At 38.0% G+C, this 23930-nt stretch carries 30 protein-coding genes; 2 read left to right on the top strand and 28 right to left on the bottom strand.

What is annotated here, in order from left to right; translation table 11 throughout:
• Positions 1–166: 166 nt before the first annotated feature.
• From N782_RS13160 to N782_RS13140, 5 genes are all read right to left on the bottom strand, one after another.
• On the bottom strand, positions 167–1051 hold the full coding sequence (locus N782_RS13160) for a superoxide dismutase (RefSeq protein WP_036820815.1): 885 nt from the start codon (positions 1049–1051) through the stop codon (positions 167–169).
• 58 nt (positions 1052–1109) lie between these two features.
• The gene (locus N782_RS13155; RefSeq protein ID WP_036820804.1) at positions 1110–1616 is read right to left on the bottom strand and encodes a DUF3907 family protein; all 507 of its coding nucleotides are present in this window, start codon (positions 1614–1616) and stop codon (positions 1110–1112) included.
• A gap of 77 nt (positions 1617–1693) precedes the next feature.
• Entirely contained in the window at positions 1694–2107 is a 414-nt protein-coding gene (locus tag N782_RS13150; protein WP_036820801.1) for a hypothetical protein, read from the bottom strand.
• A 70-nt stretch (positions 2108–2177) separates the two neighbouring features.
• Positions 2178–2777, bottom strand: coding sequence for an SMC-Scp complex subunit ScpB (gene scpB / locus N782_RS13145; RefSeq protein ID WP_036820798.1), 600 nt, complete (start codon positions 2775–2777; stop codon positions 2178–2180).
• Position 2778: 1 nt separating this feature from the next.
• Positions 2779–3522: a segregation/condensation protein A gene (locus N782_RS13140; RefSeq protein ID WP_036820796.1), complete on the bottom strand. Its 744-nt coding sequence runs from the start codon at positions 3520–3522 to the stop codon at positions 2779–2781.
• Positions 3523–3730: 208 nt separating this feature from the next.
• Between N782_RS13140 and N782_RS21065 the strand changes: the two genes are divergently transcribed.
• Positions 3731–3820 (top strand): YjcZ family sporulation protein, encoded by a 90-nt coding sequence (locus N782_RS21065; protein ID WP_084103087.1) that lies wholly within the window; start codon positions 3731–3733, stop codon positions 3818–3820.
• 121 nt (positions 3821–3941) lie between these two features.
• Positions 3942–4466, top strand: a complete 525-nt coding sequence (locus N782_RS13135) for a DUF309 domain-containing protein (protein ID WP_036820793.1) — start codon at positions 3942–3944, stop codon at positions 4464–4466.
• Positions 4467–4538: 72 nt separating this feature from the next.
• Here N782_RS13135 and N782_RS13130 read toward each other — a convergent pair whose 3' ends face one another.
• The 23 genes from N782_RS13130 to N782_RS13020 all read right to left on the bottom strand — a co-directional run bounded on the left by N782_RS13130 (position 4539) and on the right by N782_RS13020 (position 23930).
• Positions 4539–4898: a GNAT family N-acetyltransferase gene (locus N782_RS13130; protein ID WP_036820791.1), complete on the bottom strand. Its 360-nt coding sequence runs from the start codon at positions 4896–4898 to the stop codon at positions 4539–4541.
• Positions 4899–5266: 368 nt separating this feature from the next.
• Positions 5267–5728 (bottom strand): site-2 protease family protein, encoded by a 462-nt coding sequence (locus tag N782_RS13125; RefSeq protein ID WP_036820789.1) that lies wholly within the window; start codon positions 5726–5728, stop codon positions 5267–5269.
• A gap of 117 nt (positions 5729–5845) precedes the next feature.
• Positions 5846–6280, bottom strand: coding sequence for a peptidylprolyl isomerase (locus N782_RS13120; RefSeq protein ID WP_036820786.1), 435 nt, complete (start codon positions 6278–6280; stop codon positions 5846–5848).
• Between the two features lie 19 nt (positions 6281–6299).
• Positions 6300–7601, bottom strand: coding sequence for a diaminopimelate decarboxylase (lysA, locus tag N782_RS13115; RefSeq protein ID WP_036820783.1), 1302 nt, complete (start codon positions 7599–7601; stop codon positions 6300–6302).
• A 171-nt stretch (positions 7602–7772) separates the two neighbouring features.
• Entirely contained in the window at positions 7773–9239 is a 1467-nt protein-coding gene (locus N782_RS13110) for a spore germination protein (protein WP_036820780.1), read from the bottom strand.
• On the bottom strand, positions 9223–9798 hold the full coding sequence (spoVAEA, locus tag N782_RS13105; RefSeq protein ID WP_036820778.1) for a stage V sporulation protein SpoVABEA: 576 nt from the start codon (positions 9796–9798) through the stop codon (positions 9223–9225). The genes N782_RS13110 and spoVAEA overlap by 17 nt, the downstream gene beginning before the upstream one ends.
• A 6-nt stretch (positions 9799–9804) precedes the next feature.
• Entirely contained in the window at positions 9805–10155 is a 351-nt protein-coding gene (gene spoVAE, locus N782_RS13100; protein WP_036820775.1) for a stage V sporulation protein AE, read from the bottom strand.
• Positions 10155–11174: a stage V sporulation protein AD gene (gene spoVAD / locus N782_RS13095; RefSeq protein WP_036820772.1), complete on the bottom strand. Its 1020-nt coding sequence runs from the start codon at positions 11172–11174 to the stop codon at positions 10155–10157. The genes spoVAE and spoVAD overlap by 1 nt, the downstream gene beginning before the upstream one ends.
• A gap of 11 nt (positions 11175–11185) precedes the next feature.
• Entirely contained in the window at positions 11186–11641 is a 456-nt protein-coding gene (spoVAC, locus tag N782_RS13090; protein WP_036820769.1) for a stage V sporulation protein AC, read from the bottom strand.
• Positions 11642–11656: 15 nt separating this feature from the next.
• Positions 11657–12073 (bottom strand): stage V sporulation protein AB, encoded by a 417-nt coding sequence (locus N782_RS13085; RefSeq protein WP_272913647.1) that lies wholly within the window; start codon positions 12071–12073, stop codon positions 11657–11659.
• Positions 12054–12686 carry a stage V sporulation protein AA gene (locus N782_RS13080; RefSeq protein WP_036820764.1) on the bottom strand — a complete coding sequence of 211 codons (633 nt, stop codon included), beginning with the start codon at positions 12684–12686 and terminating at the stop codon, positions 12054–12056. Before N782_RS13080 ends, N782_RS13085 begins: the two co-directional genes overlap by 20 nt.
• Positions 12687–13255: 569 nt before the next feature.
• Complete coding sequence (gene sigF, locus N782_RS13075; protein WP_036820762.1) at positions 13256–14011, bottom strand: RNA polymerase sporulation sigma factor SigF; 756 nt, start codon at positions 14009–14011, stop codon at positions 13256–13258.
• Positions 14012–14023: 12 nt separating this feature from the next.
• Positions 14024–14467 carry an anti-sigma F factor gene (gene spoIIAB / locus N782_RS13070; RefSeq protein WP_036820760.1) on the bottom strand — a complete coding sequence of 148 codons (444 nt, stop codon included), beginning with the start codon at positions 14465–14467 and terminating at the stop codon, positions 14024–14026.
• Positions 14467–14820 carry an anti-sigma F factor antagonist gene (gene spoIIAA, locus N782_RS13065; protein WP_036820754.1) on the bottom strand — a complete coding sequence of 118 codons (354 nt, stop codon included), beginning with the start codon at positions 14818–14820 and terminating at the stop codon, positions 14467–14469. The genes spoIIAB and spoIIAA overlap by 1 nt, the downstream gene beginning before the upstream one ends.
• A 104-nt stretch (positions 14821–14924) precedes the next feature.
• Complete coding sequence (locus N782_RS13060) at positions 14925–16091, bottom strand: D-alanyl-D-alanine carboxypeptidase family protein (protein WP_036820751.1); 1167 nt, start codon at positions 16089–16091, stop codon at positions 14925–14927.
• 489 nt (positions 16092–16580) lie between these two features.
• Positions 16581–17888: a pyrimidine-nucleoside phosphorylase gene (locus N782_RS13055; RefSeq protein ID WP_036820748.1), complete on the bottom strand. Its 1308-nt coding sequence runs from the start codon at positions 17886–17888 to the stop codon at positions 16581–16583.
• Between the two features lie 39 nt (positions 17889–17927).
• Complete coding sequence (locus tag N782_RS13050) at positions 17928–18743, bottom strand: purine-nucleoside phosphorylase (protein ID WP_036820745.1); 816 nt, start codon at positions 18741–18743, stop codon at positions 17928–17930.
• A gap of 13 nt (positions 18744–18756) precedes the next feature.
• Entirely contained in the window at positions 18757–19932 is a 1176-nt protein-coding gene (gene deoB / locus N782_RS13045) for a phosphopentomutase (protein WP_036820742.1), read from the bottom strand.
• Between the two features lie 92 nt (positions 19933–20024).
• Entirely contained in the window at positions 20025–20912 is an 888-nt protein-coding gene (xerD, locus tag N782_RS13040; protein WP_036820812.1) for a site-specific tyrosine recombinase XerD, read from the bottom strand.
• Between the two features lie 6 nt (positions 20913–20918).
• The gene (locus N782_RS13035) at positions 20919–21137 is read right to left on the bottom strand and encodes a YqzK family protein (protein WP_036820740.1); all 219 of its coding nucleotides are present in this window, start codon (positions 21135–21137) and stop codon (positions 20919–20921) included.
• A gap of 322 nt (positions 21138–21459) precedes the next feature.
• Positions 21460–21915, bottom strand: a complete 456-nt coding sequence (gene fur, locus N782_RS13030; RefSeq protein WP_036820738.1) for a ferric iron uptake transcriptional regulator — start codon at positions 21913–21915, stop codon at positions 21460–21462.
• 117 nt (positions 21916–22032) lie between these two features.
• Positions 22033–22671, bottom strand: a complete 639-nt coding sequence (gene spoIIM / locus N782_RS13025) for a stage II sporulation protein M (protein WP_036820735.1) — start codon at positions 22669–22671, stop codon at positions 22033–22035.
• A 92-nt stretch (positions 22672–22763) separates the two neighbouring features.
• Positions 22764–23930, bottom strand: coding sequence for an endonuclease Q family protein (locus N782_RS13020; RefSeq protein WP_036820732.1), 1167 nt, complete (start codon positions 23928–23930; stop codon positions 22764–22766).

The raw sequence follows: 23930 nt of genomic DNA, 5'->3' as shown, positions 1-23930 counted from the left end.
CCCAACCCTAATGATTTTAAAGTATCGGACCTATCCCAATATATCTCGAATCCAAGTCTTCAACATAATGGGGCTATAGTTAAATAAGTTACTACACCTCTAATAGGCTCAGAACAATATATCCTGAGCCTGTTATGTGCCACTAGTCTTATGTTTTTTTTAGAACCTAATACAAACTCCAGATTAAGTCCTTTACACTATTATAACGATTAGCTACATCATCCCAATTAACGATATTCCACCAATTCTTCACATACTCCCCACGTTTGGTTTGATATTGAAGATAATAGGCATGTTCCCATACATCTAATACAAGAAGAGGTACTACGTCCCATAATGAAAACATTTGGTGTTTTTCAACGGTTTGAATAGCTAATCTACCAGAGCGCATCTCCCAAACTAATATTGCCCATCCTACCCCTTCAACCGACTTGGCAGCATCTGAGAATTGTTTCTTAAAAGCTTCAAAACTACCAAAGTCTTTATTGATTTGCTTCAGCAGATCTCCCTTTGGTTTACCGCCACCATTTGGCTTCATATTAAACCAAAATATCGTGTGTAGAAAATGACCTGACCCATTAAATGATTGTTCCCGTAACCAATGCTTGATTAAGTCATCTTTATTGGTCTTTCTTAGTTCAGCTAACTTCTTTTCAGCCTTGTTCAACCCATCAACGTACGATTTGTGATGCACATCATGATGTAGACGCATTATTTCTTTTGAAATATATGGTTCTAGTGCATCATAAGCATATGGCAAAGGAGGAAGCTTATGCTCTCCTATGGGAACTGATTTCGTTGCTCGCTCTTTATTATAATAGGTAGCCAAGCTTTGTAGTAACTTTTGTCCCTCCGCTTGAAGGTTGTTCATTTCCTCTTTGGATATCTCATCTTGTTCTAATGCTTCCTGAATCCCTTTTTTCCACTGTTTCATTTGTTTATTCCATTTTGTTTGATTTTCTTCAGACATGTGAGTGCTGTTTACTTTTTCTTCAACTTCATCAGCCCAATTTAACAACGAATGTAGGTATTGTTTTTTTGCTGTTAGCATACCATCACCTCGCCCTATCGTATGCCCATCGCCCACTAAAAGTGAAAACGCTCCTCATCTAAGATGAGGAGCGTTTGTTCTTATCATTCTTTTGATTAAAATAGTCTGCTTCATAGAACGCTAAAGCTTCTCTAATTTGTTGAAAACCACCTTCTAATTCGTTCATTAATTTTCTTAATATATATGGTGGTTGATGGAAATATGTTATCGCATTCTTACCTGTATAAGCTGCTCTACTATCCTCTCTCCATGCATCACTCTTCGGAGAGAAAAATTCCATAATACATTGGTGATAGATCCCATATAACGTTTTCTCCGCGGCAGGTCTATGAAAAGATTGGGAATTCAAAAGGCGTTGCACTTTCTCATAAGCTTCATCACAAAAGACCTCTAATCGTCTTAAAGATTTTAACAATAAAGCGTAATAACCTTTGTTATGACTGCCCTCTTCCTTCAGCAATTGTTGAATAGAATATTGATTAAGGAAATCACTAATTTTTCGGAGAGAAGTATCCATCACATCTCTTACTTCCTCCAATTGAGTGAGAACCAATTGGTCATTCATCATTAAACCTCCCAAAGGGTTTCATATTACTATTATTATATGGCTTTTCACAGAAAAATACAGGGTTTTTGCACAATTTATCCTTGAATAAATTCTAATGTAGATTCTAAATCAAATCGATTCCCTTCCGATAGCGTCACACAAACGCTTTTAAGGTTATCCCAATGAATACCTTCAAAAAGGGCATTAAAATCTTCTTCTTGATTAATGTAAACTCGATTTCTATTTTTGTATTCAGGATATTTAATAAGTGCGACTAAAGCTACAATATCCCTCAAGTAAAAAGTAGCATGCTCTAAAGTTAGAATAGGGTCTGTTTCAAATGGTGTTAATGTAGATAGATTCGTTTCAAAATATCGGACATATAATATACGAAGCGAATGTTCTTTTCCTTTATCTACATACGTTATCTCCGATTGATTAAAAAAGTCTTCTGGTGAATTTGGTTTTTCTTTCTCTAATTCAATTCCGTTACATGCAATAATTTGCATTCAATCATTCCCCCTATTCATGACAAACTTTGTACATACTTATTCTTCCCGAAGTGAAAAAATCCTTTATTTAGAAAGGTTCTTTGTCAGAATCTACATTTTCTTGAAATGATTCAAAGAAGAGATCTGCTTCATCTTCCACATCTTCATTTTCTTGTCCTTCTGGTAGGGGAGGAAGCTCCTCTAATGAGGTCAATCCGAAATATGTCAGGAAGTCAGTAGTTGTCCCATATAAAATAGCACGACCTAACCCCTCTTTTCGACCTCTTTCTTCTACTAGAGACCGATTTAATAAAGTTTGTACAGGTCCATCACTTTTCACGCCTCGAACTTCTTCTATCTCCGTTCGAGTAATAGGCTGGTTATACGCTACAATAGCCAACGTTTCTAAAGCAGCCTGGGATAGTCTAGAAGCATGAGGAGAATCGATTAGTCGTTGATAATAGGCTGCATGTTTAGGCTTTGTGGTTAAATGATAATAGGCTTTCGATTGCATAATCGTTATGCCTCGACTATCTTGTTCATAGTCTTGTTTCAACTCATCTAATACCAACTGAACCGTTTCCATCTCTATTTCCATCACTTCTGCAAGCTGTTTTTGAGTCATTCCTTCATCCCCGGAAACAAATAACAAACCTTCAGCAATTGCTTTATATTGCTGTGTGTCCATATTACTCCTCCAATTTATATACAACTAGTTCTTCAAAATGTTTAGACTGTTCACATAAAATTTCTCTATTTTTCATTAGTTCCAAAATAGCAATGAACGTTACCACAATATGAGACCTTGTGGGTTGAGGAAACAAGTCAAAAAATCGAAGACCATGAGGAGTACTCTTTATTTGTGACATTACCTCATCCATACGCTCTTGTATTGGGATTTCTTGACGTTGTACTCTCGTCTCTAGTGGTTGCTCCCATTTCTTTTTGTTGAGTAGCTTTTGCATGGCGCCAATCATATCATAGATTGTGATATCACCTTGGGTCATAACAGGTTTTGCTTCTTTATCCTCGGTTTCTATTTGTTGAGGAGGTCTTGTATAAATCTGGTTTGCTTCCTCTTCTTTATCTTTAAGTTCTTGTGCCGCTTCCTTATATTTTCGGTACTCAATTAAACGCCGCATTAATTCTTCTCTTGGATCTTCTTCCTCATATTCTTCATCTTCAACCTCTAGCTCTTGATTAGGTAAAAGCATTTGACTTTTTATGGCAATCAATGTCGCAGCCATTACTAAATATTCACTAGCTATATCTAATTCTAATTGTTGCATTGTATGGATATATGCCATGTACTGTTCAGTAATTTCGGCTACTGGTATGTCATAAATATCGATTTCATAATGGTTGATTAAATGAAGCAACAGATCCAAGGGACCTTCAAAGGCGTCAATTTTAACCGTATAACTTTGGTTCATATGCCTTTCCTTTCTAGCTTCTTTCTAGCGAATTATACCGTTTTACACCTCTTATGATAAAACAGTTTTATCTACTTAGAATAAAAAAATCACTTTATTAGTGGAAACGCCCATACACATATGACGTTTCCCTCATATGGTAATACCGTAAGATAAATGTTATCAAAAAAACATTTATCCGTTAACAGAAAAAAGGAGGAATTCAAAGATGAGTGGATACGGTTATGGTGGCGGATTCGCGCTAATCGTTGTATTGTTTATTCTTTTGATTATCGTAGGTGCAAGCTGGTTATACTAAGTAACACCATGCGCGTTAAGCTTTGCTTAACGCGCATTTTATTTTGACGGTTCTTTGCCTATGTATGATAAACTATAAAATGATTCTATCAAATGTACTTTAGTAAAGGGAGCTTTTTTTTATGTATGATCAAGCCTATGTGGACTACCTTGCACATTTTCATGGAACAAGAGATTATTTCGAATGTCATGAACTTTTAGAGGATAGATGGAAGGAAGAAACCCCTTTAGATAGACAGGCTGTCTGGGTAGGCCTGATTCAGTTGGCTGTAGCAATGTATCATTATCGCCGAAACAATCATAAAGGGGCAATGCGTACAGCTCAGAAAGCTCAAACCATTCTTCTTAAGAAACAGAATCTCCTTGATAAATATGGGTTAGACCAACACAAAATGAAGGAGTTCCTCGAAAACCTTATGCACAAACTTGAATTAGACAAACCATATGAAAGTATGAATCTCCCCATTAAAGATGAACATCTTTTATCTGCTGTGCACGAGCGATGCACCGAGTTAGGTTGTACCTATGGAGCACCAAGTCCCCTTGAGGATACAGAGCTTATCCATCGTCATTCACAGAGAGATCGTTCTGATGTAATTGAAGAACGGAAGCGTCAATTACAAAAAAGAGAAGAAAACCGATCATAATCATTTAGTCTAAGGTGAAAAAAATGCCAGTTCCTATCGGATAGGAGCTGGCTTTATTATAGTACATTTCATTTATTTAGCTTTAGCATCACAGTGTTCAATAAATGCCTCTGTTCTTGTGTTTGAGCATACTGAATATTTGGTTCCTAGTTGATTATTCACAGCTTCAACCATCTTCTTTCCAATTCCCATATTCCGATGAGATGGATTAACTGTGATGTGTTGTATAACTGCTTGTTCTTGATTTTCATCAACTTGAACACCAATAGCACCTAGTATATCTTCTTCTTTCCATAAAAACAATTGCCATCTCTCATTGGTCTCATACTCTTTTATAGTGCCGATCAACTTTTTTACATCTTTTTCTTCCGGCATAAATGATAAAAGACCCATGGCAATTTTTTCAAAACTCTTTTTATATCGAATTAACATATTTACCCCTCGCTATGAAAAAAACTTCCCTATCATGGAGAGCAGAAAAATAATGGCAACTGCAGCCATTAACCAGAAGAGCTTTTTTTCTTAATTCTCGCTATTAATAACGTAACAACCTTACCAAAAATAAGAGGTACCAACTGTACTTTACGAGTCGTTTTATAAACTAGATTATACTCTTCAGTGTCTTCCTATTCAATGACAAAGAATATCCAGTACAGAATTCCCCACGTCATACTTATACTTAAGAGTATGAGAAAGAGTATCCAGTTTTTCTTCTTCACCCTCATCACTCCTCCCTTATTATAACGACATTTACACATAATGCAAGCCCTTTTATCCTATCTCAAAATGAGTAGAAAAGGTTACCTGTAAGAAGAGAAAATTCGTTTCCATAAAGCTTCAGCTATTACATAGCCGTCTGATTTTTTTTTAGCAAACTTAAACGGAATCAAGTTCATTGTTGTAAGCCATAGATTGAATGCAATAAATAGTGAGAGATATGGATGTTCGACAACATAAAACATTAAATAACCAAGAAGTACAAGTAGGGCATTAATAAGTGGCCCTGCCCCAGATATAATAGCACGTTCAGACAGAGTATGTTCAGGATCACGCTCATAAGCTGCTAAAGCTCCTAAGAAGATAAACAAATTAATAGTAATGGTAAAAACACCTTGTTTGCGCTCCCATAAACTTGGACCTAAACCAAGTTGGATGTATATATAACTAGATTGAAAGAAATAAGCAACAATTCCATGTGCTAACTCATGTAAGAACAAGCTTAGAGGAGCAATGACAAATAAGAGTAATACAAAAAAATCCATGCTTCTCTCCTTCCACATATAAAATCAAGTCCTAGGTATGTAGCTTGGGATTTCTTTTCATAAAAGCATTAATCCCTTGAGAATGCAAAGAAAAAGAGTAAGTCACAATGACTTACTCTACTCTTCTGCTACCGTGACTTTATTCATAACATCGCCGACGCGAACGCGGTCAATAATGTCTAAGCCTTCTGTTACCTGACCAAAAACGGTATGTCTTCCGTCAAGATGTGGTTGAGGAGAATGAGCAATAAAGAACTGGCTTCCACCAGTATCCTTACCAGCATGCGCCATAGATAAGGCACCTCGTTGATGCTTATGTGGATTTCCTTCTGTTTCACATTTTATAGTGTAACCAGGTCCACCACGACCTGACCCTTCTGGGCAGCCTCCCTGAATAACAAAATCAGGTATTACACGGTGAAAAGATAATCCATTATAGAAACCAGAATTAGCTAGTTTCTCAAAATTCTCAACTGTACCTGGTGCAGCTTCCTCATACAAATCAAAAACAATTTTTTCTCCATTTTCGAACTCTATTGTTCCTTTTTTCATAGTTATTTCCTCCTCTTTACTAGGGACGTTCATAGGATAGATCGAGTCTAGTCACCTCTTGGTATGATTCACGTTGTATAACTAGTTGATGATGACCATCTTCTACGAATACTACAGCGGATTTCGGAAATCGGTTATAGTGATTACTCATTGAATATCCATAGGCACCTGTACTAAAGGTAGCCAATACATCTCCGCTTTCTATAGCTGGAACGTCTACATCCCATATTAACATATCTCCAGATTCACAGCACTTTCCAGCAATAGATACAGTTTGGTGTATGGGTGCATCCATCTTATTCGCAACAGCAGCTTCATATCTAGCGTGATATAAAGCAGGTCGAAGGTTGTCCGTCATCCCACCATCTACCGATACATACGTTCGCACATCTGGGATATGTTTAATCGCACCCACAGTATATAGGGTAACACCTGCATCTCCAACAATTGCTCGACCAGGCTCTATCCAAATCTCAGGCAGTGTGAAGCCATACTCCATTGATTGCGACTTCACTTCCTTTACTAGCTCTTTCACATATGTTGTAAGTGGTAATGGTTCATCTTCGTCCGTATATTTTATACCAAATCCTCCGCCAAGATTTAGAACGTCTGGAGTATATCCGTGCTTTTCTTTCCAGTTCCCCAATGCTTCAAACAGCTTTTTTACCGCCATAATAAAACCATGCGTCTCAAAGATTTGCGATCCGATATGACAATGAAGTCCTTTTACATGAATACGATCACTTGCTTGCAACTGTAATAATGCTTGTTCAGCTTGACCATTCCAAAGATCAAACCCAAATTTGGAATCTTCTTGACCAGTAAGAATATAATCATGGGTATGCGCTTCAATACCAGGTGTAACACGAAGTAGCACATCCATTTGTTGCTCATATTTGGTTAACAACTCTTTTAGTAATTCAATCTCAAGGAAGTTATCTACTACGATACATCCAATGCCTTCCTTTATAGCCATTTCTAGCTCATCCATACTTTTATTATTTCCGTGTAGGTGTATGCGTTCCTTAGGAAATTCTGCCTGGATGGCAGTATGCATTTCTCCTTGTGATACCACATCTAGGCTTAAGCCTTCTTGTTGAGCAACTTGCAGCATAGCTACGGAAGAGAAAGCTTTTGAGGCATACGCCACTTGTGCTTGAACACCTAACTCCTTAAATGTTTGAACGAAGCTTTGAGCGTTCTTTCTTATTTGTTCTACATCATAGACAAAAAGAGGTGTCCCATATGTATTAGCTAAATCTACAGCATCAACACCCGCTATAGTTAGATGCCCTAGTTCATTGCTTTCTGTTCGATTCATGCTTACCCACTCCCATTAAACGATCTAATCTACATTATTCTCTCTATATTATATAAAGAAACACGTTTATACTACAAAAAGAAGGCAGTCCTCCTGCCTTCTTTCCTTTTACGCACTGAAAGATTAAAATCAATTTATCATACCATGCGTTTTTATTCAATATGGAATTACCTATTTGCGGTAATCGTTTCGAGGGTGAACGATACTTGGTCGTTTCTTCGATAACGGTACTGATACTCTAAATAATATTTGCATCAATGCCATGAAATTAAATGGTATAAACGGCCAAAAGTATGGAGTATTTAATGAATTTGTTCTAGTTAACATTAGGATATAAAGTGTACATCCAATCATAAATCCTTTTACTCCAAAGAGCGCAGTAATGGTGATCAACAATAGTCGACTAATTTTATTTGCAACACTAAGTTCATAACTAGGTGTAGAAAAGGAACCAATTGCCGCAACGGAAACGTATAAAATAACTTCAGGAATAAACAATCCCACATCAATCGCAATTTGACCGATTAACACCGCTGCTATTAATCCCATAGCAGTTGAAAGTGGTGTTGGGGTATGAATCGCAGCAATCCTTAAAAACTCTATACCTATATCAGCTAAGATTAATTGTATGATAACCGGCACATTGCTTTCATCTTGAGGTCCAATATACTGTAGGTTAGCTGGTAGTAGCGTTGGATCCATAACAAACAACATCCATAATGGCAAAAGAAATAGGGACGCAAAAATTCCAAAATAACGGATCCATCGAACAAACGAACCGACAATTGGTGTTTGTCGATACTCCTCTGCATGTTGTACATGATGAAAGAACGTTGTAGGTGTTATAATCATACTTGGACTTGTATCCACCATGATTAACACGTGGCCTTCAAAAAGGTGGGCTGAAGCAACATCTGGCCTTTCTGTGTACCGTACTAATGGAAAAGGAATCTTTCCTTGTTTTACGATAAATTCTTCGACCGTTTTATCAGCCATGGAAAGACCATCTGTATCAATTTGTTTTATTTCATGTTTGATTAGATCAATTAAACCAGGGTCTGCAACATCTTTTAAATAGGATATACATATATCTGTCTTAGAGCGTTCTCCAACTTGAAAAATTTCATGCCGTAAACGTTCATCTCGTACTCGTCGTCTTGTAAGAGCAGTGTTTTCAATTATGTTCTCTGTATATCCGTCTCGACTACCACGTACTACTTTTTCTGTATCCGGTTCACTTGGAGAGCGACCTGGATAGGAACGAACATCAACGATGAAGGCATCTGTGCTTCCATCAATAAAGATAACAATTAAGCCCGAAAGCATTTGAGTAATGGCATCATTCATGGAAGTAGCTTTTCGAACTTGTTGATGAACAAGCCTGTTTTCTATGATAGAAACCAATTTAGAGCGGTTATGTCTCTCTACATCATTGATCTCAACCAACTTTTCCATTATTTCTATGATGTATTCCGTATCACATAACCCTGTTAAGTAAAATATATCAACTTCGCGTTCGAATATAATTATTTTTCGAAAACCCAAGTCAAAAGAAACACCTACACCAGCATGTTCCTTCATGAATTTTTCGGTATCTTTTAGATTTTTAAAGATGGGAGTATCACTCTGAGATTTCATTTTCCTCAGCCCTTTCCAGAATTAACTCAATTGCTTTTCTCGTAATGGGGGCCCCTTTTTTTATATCATCTTTACCTCTCATCTTCCCTATATCACCAATGGCAACGATGGTAGGGATTGATAATTGGTCCAAACAGTAAACCGTATCCCCGCTTATCCTCCCCACTTCCATTTCAGGTATTCCTTCTTTATCAACACCAAAAGGAACTAATTCCCCGTCACCATCAATAGCGAAATCAAAACGAGACCATTCTCTAAATTTTGTATGAGATGCGACAGCGATTGCACCAATAATTTGAACGGACTCGTTAGTTGCTATTTGCTCTAATAGTTTCTCTCCTGGCCCTATACCAGGAATACCAGCATCATCAAACAAAACATAAACTGGTTCACTTTTAGCAGATTTTATAGAAGCAAGTATCTCATGTTCAGAAGCCGTAGTTGGATTAGCGGAAAGATGGGCTAAACAGGTGCCGCCTAAAGTTTCCGACAAGGAAAGAAGTACCTTCCGAGCATATTCATCTCCATCTGTAACAACAATTACTTTTTTGGCATGCATGTCCATCTACCCCTTTGGTTTAAAAATAACAGCCACTAGGAAACCAAATAAGATTGCAGAGGCAATACCTACAGATGTTAAATGAAAGATACCCATTGCGATTCCCATGAATCCATTTTCCTCAGCCTGTTCCATCGCCCCGTGAAGTAAAGAATGACCAAAGCTTGTTATCGGAACCGTAGCGCCAGCTCCAGCAAACTCAATTAACTTATCGTATATATCAAAACCATCTAATACAGCACCAGCTACAACAAATGAGGACATCACATGTGCAGGGGTTAGCTTAAAGATATCGAAAAGAATTTGCCCAATAACACAAATACCTCCCCCTACAACAAAAGCCCATACATAATCCATTATTGTCCGCCTCCTTCTGACCTCATCAGTACCACACCATGAGCAATGGTTGGAATCGTTTCCTTTTGCTGAACCATGGTTGGACTCATAAGAGCACCTGTTGCAACAACAAAAATCTTGTTATAACGTCCCTCTTTTAGAGCTTGGACAAGGTGACCGTAAGTCACAACTGCTGAGCAGGCACAGCCGCTTCCTCCTGCAAATACTTGTTGGTCACTGTTATACACCATTAATCCGCAATCATTGTAGAGTTGATCTATTGTGTAGCCATCTTCTTTCAACATATCCTTTAGTATGACACTACCTACTCCTGATAAATCTCCTGTAACAATTAAATCATAGTCCTCTGGTTTTCTTCCTGTATCTTCAAAGTGTGTTTTGATTGTGTCATATGCAGCAGGTGCCATCGCTGACCCCATATCAAATGGATCCTTTGTGCCATAATCCATTACTCTTCCTATCGTTGCACATTCAATTCTTATTTCAGATTTCACTTTTGAAACTAAAGCTGCACCAGCACCGGTAACAGTGGAAGTTGCTGTTTTCGGTTTTTGTCCGCCATACTCTGTTGGATATCGAAACTGTCGCTCTGCAGTAGCATTATGACTGCTCACTGCTGCAATAACATGATTTGCAAATCCCGCATCAATGAGGGCACTTCCTACAGCTAACGTCTCCATCGAGGTCGAGCATGCTCCAAACATACATAAAAAAGGAATGGATAAAGATCTAGCGACATAATTGGACGTCACATTTTGGTTAAGTAAGTCCCCTGCTAAAAATAAATCAATTTGATCTTTCGACATATTTGCCTTTGATAAACAAACATCTATAGATTCACTCATCAATCGTCTTTCAGCTAGTTCCCAGTTCGCCTCTTCACAATGTAACTTATCATGGCTAATATCGAACGTATCCGCAAGCGGTCCTTCCGCCTCTTTAGGCCCAACCGCCGTCCCAGTTGAATTTAAATATAAATAATTCTCATACATCCAAGTTTGTTTTCCAGCTTTGCGCATCACCATTCCTCCTACATGATTGCTTGAAATACATATCTAATAATACCTACGATATAAGCCGCCACAACTCCAAATACGATAACAGAGCCTGCAAGCTTGAATAAATTTGTAGCCACACCTAGAACTAAACCTTCACTTTTATGTTCCAAGGCCGCACTCGTTATAGAATTAGCAAATCCCGTAACAGGAACAGCTGAACCTGCTCCTGCAAATTGAGCAATTTTGTCATACACTCCAAACCCAGTTAATAATGCTGATAATAAAATTAGAGTAGTAACAGTTGGATTCCCTGCTTCTCGTTCTGTCATATTAAACAAATCCATGTATAGACCCGTTAAGAACTGTCCAAGTAAACAAATACTTCCGCCCACTAGAAATGCTCTTAGACAATTTCCAATTAAACTCGGCTTAGGTTGGTATTCTTTAACCGTTTTGTCATACTGCTGTTGATTGAATTTTTCACTCATATGATACACCTCAATTTAGTTTACAAAGATAGTCCATTGAAACAAGGAACCGAAAATCTTTCCTAGTACAATCGCCATTAAAAACCATAATAGACTTTTTTCCATTCCAATCCGTCTCGCTAAAATAGGAAATACATTTAATACTTCCGTTAAAGCAGCCGCTAACATTCCAATAAAAACTCCATGGAATCCACCCCAAATTGCTAGTATGATTACCGGAAAAGAAACGGGAATATCATCGAAAGATAGAAGAGTACCAAATAATACACCTAGAACCACACATAGTTCATACAACCTTGTGTACCTAGCACTCTTACTTAGTTGAACAAGCCTTGGTATAATACCTAACACAGTAAGAAATGCTACGAAGCCAGCTCCTACCGCTAACCCAGAGGCTAAGCCGATAAAAGATTCAATTAGTGGATGAATCATCATAATCGCTATCCTTCGTAATATGATTTTCATGATAAACAATGTATTGATCTAAATCCTGTTGATACTTATGCATTTCTACTTCCAGAGGACTTGGTTCCTCATTAATTCGTTTCTTAAATAGATGATTAAAGAAAAGGATCATACCAAGACCTAGTCCAAGAGAATAAGGTATTTGAATCCATAAAGGGTGCTCCTTTTGTTCACCTGTCAGCAGGAAATGCAATTTCTGTTGTACTTCCTCCATGCTGACATCATAATGAAAATTCATTATTGCCATCGCTGCACCAACGAATAACAATAACCATATGACACACACCAATAAAAGGGAAGGCTGTTTCTTATTACTTGGTATCGTTACGATGGTTTGATTAGGACCAAGCGCTTGAATTTCTAAGTTCTTATGAAGTTGGTGTAGCATGTAAATCACTCGAAAGACATCTAAAATGACAATGTTTCGATCGGTTCCTTTTATACGATAAAGCTCAATTTCATTTAATTTTTCCTTCCATTCCTCTTCACCAGAGATATAGGCAACATCGGATAAGTATAAGGTTTGATTTCTTTTCGCTTGTATTTTGCTTTTCATTCTGAGATAAACAGTCGTACTCATCTACACCCCTCCTTATCTAGAGAAGTTTATGGTTAGTATGAGTAACATGAAGGTTTATCATGCGTGGTCTATTTATTTCCATGTTATTTCCATCTTAAGGGTTGAATTTGTAATTTGAGTACTTGTTACAGTTTGGTTTTTATAGTCGTTAATGGCCCTATTATGTTGAAGGTTTACTGAATGGTGGTATTAATGGAGCGAGGGATAGTTTAGGACAAAAAGTGATGCTATGCTAACGGACATATAGTATCTTATTCTACGGTTTGAAGGCTATTTTGCATTCGCAACGGACATACAGTGCGCTATTTAGCCTAAATCACTTTAATGTAGTGTGTTTTTTCACAAATAAGGAACTGTATGTCCTTTAGCCTCTCCAAAAGAGGGTTTTCACAGAAAACAAGAGACTATATGTCCGTCAAAATAGGTTCCTACGTAGTGCCGATTCCGATAACAACATATCCGACCCACTCCTTACCCATTAAATATTTCGAATGCCTCTATACCTGAATAAACTTATTATCCTTCATAAAACAAAAAAAAAAGACTCCCCAATATGGGAAGTCTTATATTTATTCTTTCATTTGATCCTTAATAAAGCTGAGAATTTTCTTCTCAAGTCTTGATACTTGGACTTGGGATATGCCTAGTCTTTCTGCCACATCAGATTGTGTCTGATCTTTATAATATCGTAGATAGACAATCAACCTTTCTCTTTCATCCAATGAACGAATAGCCTCTTGAAGGGCTATTTTATCAAACCACTTTGTATCTTGTTCTGCTATTTGGTCCAAAAGTGTAATGGGATCTCCATCATTTTCGTACACGGTCTCGTGAATTGAATGTGGTGATTTGGATGCTTCTTGCGCTAGTACGACATCTTCAGGTGAAATGTCTAATTCCTTGGCAAGTTCTTGTACTGTAGGGGTGCGCCCCAGTACTTTCGTAAGCTCATCCTTCTTTCTGCGAATCTTGTTGCCTGTTTCCTTTAAACTACGACTAACTTTCACACTACCATCGTCACGGATAAATCGCTGTATTTCTCCAATAATCATTGGTACAGCATACGTTGAAAATTTCACATCATAGGAGAGATCAAACTTATCAACCGATTTTAAAAGCCCAATACATCCAATTTGAAAAAGATCATCCGGATCATAACCCCGATTTAAAAATCGTTGAACTACCGACCAAACAAGACGCATATTTTTTTCTACCAAAATGTTTCGGGCTTCCTGGTCTCCCTGTTGACTTTGTGCAATGTACACTTTAACCTCTTCATCAGACAACTGTTCTTGTTTTTTAGATTGCTTTAATTCCACATCCATACGCATGTCCCCTTAATTACATAAGGTTTTGCTTTTTTTTAAGTGCTTGACCAGTCTTACGGTTGTCCCTTGACCCGGAATAGATGTGATATCTACTTCATCCATGAAATTTTCCATAATCGTAAAGCCCATTCCTGAGCGTTCTAATTCTGGTTTAGATGTGTATAACGGTTGTTTTGCCTCATCGATGTTGTCAATTCCCATACCCTCATCCCAAATAGTTAGCTCGACGGATCCTTCACAAAGGACACAGTCAATATGTACGAGTCCTTCGTCATGCTCCTCATAACCATGGATAATAGAGTTGGTAACTGCTTCTGATACAACGGTCTTCATTTCTGTCAGTTCATCCATTGTAGGGTCTAATTGCGTTACAAATGCTGCTACCGTAACACGTGCAAACGACTCATTCTCACTAAGAGCTGAAAATTGAATATGCATCTCATTTTTATTCATTAAGACGCCACCCCCAACGTTTCAAGTGCAAATGCCTCATTTTCTTCTAGACGGATAATTTTAAATAATCCTGACATTTCGAATAAACGCTGTACAGCTGGAGAGATAGAACATACAACCATTTCCCCTCCATTTTGCTTGACCTCTTTATATCTTCCTAAAATAACGCCAAGTCCAGAGCTGTCCATAAAACTGAGGGATTCAAGATTTAGCACTACATGCTTAAGCTCTTGTCTCGCCATTATCGTCTGCCACTCATTACGTAAATTCTCAGCTTCATGATGATCTAATTCTCCTGCTAGTCGAACTAACAGCACATGTTGTTTTGTTTCAAAGTGAACGGAAAGACTCACAGTTTCTTCCTCCTCAAAATTAGGTTAGTGAGTCTTTCTCCTTTTTTCATTCATTATCCTGCTAACTGACAAAAGAAGTGTTGATTCGATGAAACCTCTTACGATTATCGATGTTTCACCATTTCATTAAGAGATCTTTTGAATAACGTCCAAACTCCAGCTTCCTTAACGTCTTCTTTAACGATTAATGTAGATTCAGATAATTTCTTATCGTTACTTGTCACGGTCAATACACCAATCTCTTGCCCACTCTTTAATGGCAAAGATAGGTCTTTATGATAAGAGATATCCGCTTTTACATTTTCGATTGTCTCCCCTTTTTTCTTTAAGACAGACACAGATTCACTCGTAACTACATCAATAGTTGGTTGTTGAGCACGTATCATCCGCATTTGATCTACTGGCTGATAACGTTTGTATAAGGATTCCGTTTCATAATGATTAAATGCATAGTCTAGCATTGAGGAGATACTTGCATTACGGTTTTTAGGTGTATCCGCCCCCATTACGACTGCAATCACACGCATATCATTCTTTTTCGCTGTTGCAGTTAAACAATACATGGCTTCACGAGTAAAACCTGTTTTCAATCCATCAACGCCAGGATAGAACTTCACAAGTTTATTTGTATTTACAAGCCAAAATTCGTTATCCGTCCCCTTGCGAAGATAGTCGTCGTATTTGCTTGTATATTCTGTGATTCCTTCATGCTTTAATAACTCTTTTGCCATTAATGCCATATCCTCAGCAGTACTATAATGTCCTTCTGCTGGAAGGCCTGTCGTATTTTTAAAGTGTGTATTTTTCAATCCTAATTGCTTTGCTTTAGCGTTCATTTGCTTAACAAACTCTTCTTCACTGCCAGCTATTCGTTCCGCTAACGCAACAGAAGCATCATTACCTGAAGCAATGGCTACTCCTTTTAATAGTTCATTTACAGTCATTTCTTCACCAGGCTCAAGGAAGATTTGTGATCCTCCCATAGAAGCTGCATATTCGCTAGCACGAACTTTTTCATCCAATTTCAAAGAACCATCATTAATAGCTTCCATGACAAGAACCAATGTCATGATTTTAGTCATACTTGCAGGTGGAAGCTTCTCATCTGAGTTCTTGTTGTATAGGACTGTACCTGTATCTCTCTCAATTAGTATTGCAGATTTTGCTTTCTCAGCTAACTTAGGCCCCGTTTCCTCTGCCGCAAAGGAAGTTGGAGCAAAGACCGATAGCATAACAAATACAATGGTTATCCAGACACCAAACTTTTTCATCGTTGTCCCTCCAATCGTAATGTTAGCTATTTTTTCCAAGCTGAGACTGTTTTATAACATGGAATTCTATATTATTGAAAAAAAGAGAGCGGAGGTATATGCTTTATTTTTAGTTAATAGATGGAGCAAGTAATTTAAACTAACTTTTATTCAATATTAGAGGTATAGTTTTGAAGGCTTGGATTTGAGATAATTTTTGGATATAGAGTGGGTCCGATGCTCAAAGAGGTTTAGGGATGGGTGGGAAACGGCTCGCGTCCTGCGGGCGGCCCTACACGACGTAGGGTCGCCGGCAGGACGCGAGTTGTTCCACGGCCACCTTTATTCCATTTAAAACAACGGAAACATCTATCATCCCCAATTTATCTCGAATCCAAGTCTTCAAGATAATGGGGCTTTAGAGGAAGAAGGGAACAAAACTACTTCAATTTCCTACAGCCAAACATAAAAAAAGAGAGATGCAAGGTGGCATCTCTCTTCAATCAAGCATTATTCTCCTGTAACCATATTGTGAATAAGGGTTGGTGCTGAGACTTTTTCATCAGAGATAGTGATATTTGCGTAAAGCTTTTCTTTCACGTCTTCCACATCATCTTGATTTGCGTAAATCGTTAGAAGGGATTCGCCCTCTTCTACGTAGTCTCCCACTTTCTTGTTTAGGTAAAGACCAACAGCTAAATCAATTTCTGACTCTTTCGTCGCACGGCCTGCACCTAGCATCATGGCAGCAGTTCCTAGTTCATCTGCTACAATGTCGCTAACATAGCCAGATTTTTTGGCGTTTAGTTCAAACTGTTTTGAAGCTTTTGGCATCACAGATGGGTCTTCAACTACGCGTTCGTCACCACCTTGAGATTTAAGGAAAGTACCAAATTTCTCAAGAGCTTTGCCGTTTTTCATGTTTTCTTCTAATTTCTGACGAGCTTCATCAAGTGTGTCTGCTTTACCTGCAAGTACAACCATTTGACTTCCAAGGGTTAAGCATAATTCTGTTAAGTCCTCTGGACCGTTTCCTTTTAAGGTTTCGATTGCCTCTTCTACCTCTAATGCATTTCCAATTGCGCGACCTAGTGGCTGATTCATATCAGAAATGACAGCCATCGTGTTACGACCAACGTGATTTCCAATACGAACCATGGCTTCTGCTAATGCTTTAGAGTCTTCTAAACTCTTCATAAAGGCACCAGCACCAGTTTTCACATCAAGTACAATCGCATCTGCACCGGCAGCAATTTTCTTACTCATAATTGAACTAGCAATTAAAGGGATAGAATTAACGGTTGCTGTTACGTCCCGAAGACCGTATAGTTTTTTATCAGCAGGTGTTAAGTTACCGGTTTGACCAATTACAGATAGTTTGTTGCTGTTTACTAAATCGATAAATTGACTCTTATCGATTTCAACGTGGAAGCCAGGAACAGCTTCTAGCTTATCAATCGTTCCACCAGTATGACCTAATCCACGACCACTCATTTTTGCAACAGGTACATCAAGAGAAGCAACCAATGGTCCTAGAATAAGTGTTGTCGTATCACCTACGCCGCCTGTTGAGTGCTTGTCCACTTTGATGCCCTCGATTGGTGAAAGATCAATTGTATCACCGCTATTTACCATAGCTGTTGTGATATTTGCTCTTTCTTCATCGTTCATATCCTGGAAGAAAATCGCCATACATAGAGCACTAGCTTGATAATCCGGAACCTCTCCATTTGTGTAACCTTCAACGAAAAAGTCAATTTCTTCCTTTGTCAAAGCATAACCGTCTCTTTTTTTCGCAATAATATCATACATTCTCATATTCTCATCACCCTTATTTAAAAGTTAACAAAACAGTATTTATAGTGTCTTCAATGTCTCTTTTACGAAATTCAAGAAATCTTGACGTACCTGTTGAGTTGTTTCAATTACCTCGTCATGCGTTAGAGGCTGGTCTAGAATCCCTGCAGCCATATTGGAAATACAGGAAATACCTAAAACATTCATACCTGCATGATTCGCAACAATAACCTCTGGTACTGTAGACATGCCAACTGCATCTCCACCTAACGTACGAAGCATGCGGACCTCTGCACCTGTCTCATAGGAAGGTCCGGTATTGCCTACATACACACCTTGTTGCACTTTTAATCCTAATCGGTCAGCACACGCTTTTGCATGCGTTGCGAGTTGACCATCATATGCCTTGGACATATCAGGGAATCTTGCACCTAGTTTCTCATCATTAGGTCCGATAAGTGGATTGTCCCCCATGTTATTTATATGATCACTAATAATCATTAAATCACCAGCGTTAAAGTTCTCATTAATACCACCAGCTGCATTGGTTACAAATAATGTTTCCACGCCTAACTCTCTCATTACTCGTACAGGGAACGTCACTTGTTGCATGCTGTATCCTTCGTAATAATGAAAACGACCTTGCATAGCAATGACTTGTTTACCTTCAAGTGTACCTATTACAAGTTGTCCTTTATGACCCGCTACGGTTGATTCTGGGAAATGCGGGATATCTCCGTATTTGATCGTAACAGGGTTCTCAATTTCATCCGCAAGAACTCCTAGCCCTGAACCTAAAATCATGCCAATCGACGGTTGATTGGTACTTTGTTTTTGAATAAATTGAGCTGCGTCTTTAATTTGTGTAGCGTCCATTATTCCATCCCCCTTATTTAATATCTTTTAGAAAACTTGTTCCGTATTCTGGCATCTTCGTATTGAAATTCTCGGCTACAGTTGCACCAATGTCAGCGAATGTCGTTCGTAGAGGTAATTCTTTACCCTCGTTTCTTTGCTTGTTATAAACAAGTAAAGGAACCAATTCACGAGTATGATCCGTACCATGGTGAACAGGGTCATTACCATGATCGGCAGTAATGATTAGTAAGTCATCATCCTGTAGCTTCTCTAACACTTCTGGTAAACGTTGATCGTATGACTCAAGTGCTTCTCCATAACCTTGAGGATCACGACGATGACCATATTTCGCATCAAAATCAACAAGATTTAAGAAATTCAATCCTGTAAAATCTTCATCCATTGATTCTACTAGTTTGTCCATTCCATCCATGTTATCTTTTGTACGAATCTCCTTGGTAACTCCTTCACCATCATAGATATCAGATATCTTACCTAATGCAATCACATCATAATTGTCATCCTTTAGATCGTTCATAACAGTGCGACCAAATGGCTTTAACGCATAATCGTGTCGGTTAGATGTACGTTGGAAATTACCTGGCTCACCAACGAAAGGTCTAGCAATGACGCGTCCAATCATATACTTTTCGTCTTTCGTGATTTCACGGCACATTTCGCAAATTTCGTAGAGCTCGTCAATTGGTACAATATCTTCATGTGCTGCAATTTGAAGCACAGAATCTGCTGATGTGTACACAATTAGAGCACCTGTTTCCATATGCTCTGGACCTAACTCATCAATAATAGCAGTACCTGATGCAGGCTTATTCCCAATGACTTTTCGACCGGAACGTTCTTCAATCTCATCAATTAATTCTTTAGGGAACTCCTCAAAGGTTCTGAATGGCGTATCAATATATAACCCCATTATCTCCCAGTGCCCTGTCATCGTATCTTTTCCATTAGACATCTCCTGCATCTTTGTATAATAAGCAAGCGGATGTTCAGCTGGTTCAATACCTTTAATATGGCGAATATTACTCAAGCCAAGCTTTCCCATATTTGGCATGTTAAGGCCACCCATGTGTTCAGCAATATGACCTAATGTGTCTGCTCCTTTGTCATTGAATTGTTCCGCATCAGGTGCTTCGCCAATTCCAACAGAATCCATTACAACTAGAAAAATACGTTTATAATTGTTCATGATTCATCCCTCCTATAAATGTTACATTCCCTGGTTTGCTTATCTATATTCACCAGGTTGTAAGAGGTCAGACCTCTTAAAGAAAAAAAGAATTACGCCCGTGGATGATACGAGCGATAAATATCTTTTAACCTTGCTTTTGTTACGTGCGTGTAGATTTGCGTGGTGGATATGTCGGCATGGCCTAACATCTCCTGAACAGCTCTAAGGTCTGCCCCATTTTCTAATAAATGTGTGGCAAAGGAATGCCGAAGCGTATGAGGAGTAATTTCCTTTTGTATGCCAACCTCCTCAGCAACCGCTTTCAGTATCTTCCAAAACCCTTGTCTTGACAGAGCGTTACCATGATGGTTAACAAATAAATAGTCTTCTTTTTTTTGTTTCACTAAAGATGGTCTTGCTTCCTCTAAATACCGTTCGACTGATTGCTTAGCCATGTTGCCAAGTGGAATAATTCTTTCTTTTGAACCTTTTCCTAGACAACGAACAAATCCCATCGTAAGGTGTAAATCACTAACTTTTAGGGTTACAAGTTCTGTTACACGCAAACCTGTCGCATATAAAATCTCTAGCATCGCCTTGTTACGAATCTCGAGTGCTTCATTTGCTTGGATATTTAATAGTGCATCCACGTCACTCATGGAAAGGATCTTTGGTAACTTTCTTTCCTTTTTCGGCGTTTCCAAATGTAAGGAAGCATCTTTCTCTGCTAACCGTTCACGTACAAGAAACTGGTGAAAAGCCCTAATAGATGAAAGGGTCCGTGCTACTGTTGAAGAAGAACGATTTAAATCATTGAGATGATGTAGGTATTGCATAATGTTTACACGCGCAATCTGATTAACGTTCTCCAACTCACTTGTATTGCTTAAAAATTCTATATATTTTTGTAAATCTCTTCGATAGGATGAAAGAGTATTTTCTGATAATCCTCTCTCTACCTGTAAGTAATGAAAAAAGTCATTGAGTTCATGTTGCATGAACATTTACTCCCCTAACCGAAAAAATATAGATAAACGATCAATTAATCGTTCGTCCTCCCACTGAAAAACTTTGACGGCTTTACCTTCTGGTTGATCGTAACGATGGATTTGGTCATATTCTTCATTCATCATTCGTAAACCAAAGTAAAACAGCAACGTACAACCAGTAAAGATGATGAAAATCTTTACTGTATCTTTTAGTAAATGAAAAAAACGAGTCATCATCATGTCTCCTTTTTAACCCAATACGAGCTTGTATCATTACTAAAAGATATGCCAGATTTCCATTAAAATATACTAGAAAACTCAACTTGTCCTATATTTAAGTAAAGACAGCCTGCTATAGTTCTTTATATGTAACCGTTGCATCATAAAAATAGCCCAATATGAAGAATACAAAATAAACGTAACCGATTTCTTATCGTTTGTAAATAGAATTGTCTAGATTTGAAATTTTCCGAATAGGTTACCTGACACTATACTATGACTAAATGATTACAATGTAAAAAACCTTTCTCCCAACTGGAAAAAGGTTCTATCAACATTATGATGATTTTACAGTTTCAACTTGGCATTTTTTACAAACGCCATGGAACGTTAAACGATGATCTTTCACCTGAAAGCCCCAATCTTTCTCTACTCTACTTTCAACATCTGTAAGTAAATCTTCTACAATTTCTTCAACGGAACCACATTCCACACAAACTAAATGGTGGTGAAAATGCTCTGCACCCTCTTTACGAAGATCATATCGAGATACGCCATCACCGAAGTTGATTTTATCGACTATTTTTAATTCTGATAACAATTCTAGTGTACGATAAACAGTAGCTAGACCAATTTCCGGAGCCTTTTCTTTTACGAGGAGGTAAACGTCTTCTGCACTTAAATGATCCTCTTCATGCTCAAGCAACACACGCACGGTAGCTTCACGTTGCGGTGTTAGCTTATAGCTCTGGGAATGGAGCTGTTTTTTTATTTTCTCTATACGTTGTTCCATATCTGGTCCCTCCCTCGTATATCCACCTTTAATTATAAGCAGAGTCGAAACCAGTGTCAAATTGAAATCATTACAATCTATTATTTATAATTGTTATCATTTAAAATTCACTATCTCTTACTTATATATCATTTCAATCACTGACTTTAAGGCAATCGGTGATAGGTATGATTCAATAATTGCTGCTATACCTACAAACACGAGCAAAAATAGAAAAAGCATGCTATATCGAATGAAAGGAGGTAAGATGGGTTGATGAATTTTCTTAGCAACTAGCTTTTGAATCAGACCAAATGAAAAAATCATCGCCAAACTTCCAGCAACAATATAAACCGGAATAATAATCAGGTTTTGTGGGGCAATGGATACTGCAGCGGTAAGTAAGCCGTACCACCCCATTTGATTAACTAAGAAACCTACAGAAAATCCTACTACGACGCCCTTCATAAATAGTAAGATCCATATAACTGGCATGCCAATAATGGACAACCCTAATATGAAAATGAATAACAGATACTTTACATGGTAAAAGAAGCTACTTTTCAGTAAACTTTGCGAGCTAATGCTAGGCTCTCCAGGAAGTTGTTTAAAGAACCGATCTAAATAAAAGAATAAGTCTTCCTTTTGTATGAAGTTCATACTATTTACAATAACCGCCCCAAATATAATACCAATTAGGAAAAGTAAGCTTACGAAAACATAAATGCTAGCATATTCACGAACGTGTTGCGATGCTACGGAACCTTTTACATACATGAGAATCCTCCATTTCTACCGTATCTTTTTCTAGTAGTAATACAAATCTATGAAGGATTCGGATAAAATAGACCCGTAAGAGATAGAAATCATTATGTTTCTTTTGATAAGCTTCCGTAACGCCCTCCACCACCAGCTTTTATAGATAGTTCCCCGTTTCGATTAGCTAATATTCGATCAGCCAAACTAGGGGGAACAATCTCTAGTAAATCTTCTCTAGTAACATTATGAATAACATTCATCTCTGTACCAAACTCATTTAATAGTTTTCGTAACGTTTTAGGACCTAGATATGGCAAGAATTCAAGAGGTACTTGTGAAATATATGGTGGACGGTTAGTTGGAAACGTATTGGTGTCCTGTAGTTCATGTATTCGCTCGGATACCCCTTTTATGTATTGCTTTGAACCACACTCCTTGCAAGATTCTCCACGATATACAGGATGAAAACAATTAGCACAAGTCGTTTGAAAGTATTTCCCTAACCTAGGATTCAAGCCATAGTTAGCAACAACTCTTCTATCACCCTGGTTTCTCAATGCTCTTTTGAGTTCCTTGAACGTAGCTTTCTCTATACAAATTTGTTGATATTCTCTAGCAATTTTCGGTATGGAGTGTGCATCCGAGTTTGTTAAAAACGTGAATTCATGTAGTTCAGATAAACAATCAGCCATCTTTGTATCTGCACTTAAACCCAATTCTACCGCATCGATAAGTGCTGGATTGAGTACTTCAGCTAACCTGTACTGCACACCTTTTCCGTATAGACTCTTGAAAGGAGTAAACATATGGGCAGGAACAAACAGACCTTCAAGTTCTTGCACTTTCTTTTGCAAGTCTATTGCTTCTCCATAAAATCGTTGCGTACTTAAGGTAATATTTTTCATATGATTGCTTAGCCAGACCGTAAATTGTTGCATCCGCTCCAGTGTCGGAAAGTAGCACAATACATGAAGGGGACCATGGCAGTTTGTATCATAGATTTCAATTTCCGAGCCTAAGATTAAGGTGGTTGATTTGTATTGAATACCACCTTCCCCTAGTTCAATGGCTTCCCCATGGTCTAGCAGTTGTTGGATCTCTGCTTGCACATCTGGAACATGACTATCAATCACACCTACCATATCAATTCCTTTTCTCTCAGAACACTCATGTATGATATTTGTTAAGGTAAGTTGATCGGATGCCGTAATTTTGACAGGATCCCCATATATGGTACGACCTATGTGAACATGAAGATCGATATAAAAGGTATTCAT

This window comes from Pontibacillus yanchengensis Y32 (assembly GCF_000770635.1).
In the GTDB taxonomy this organism is placed as follows: domain Bacteria; phylum Bacillota; class Bacilli; order Bacillales; family BH030062; genus Pontibacillus; species Pontibacillus yanchengensis.
Note: the sequence above shows the minus strand (reverse complement) of the source record. Positions and strands in the feature narration are given on the sequence as shown.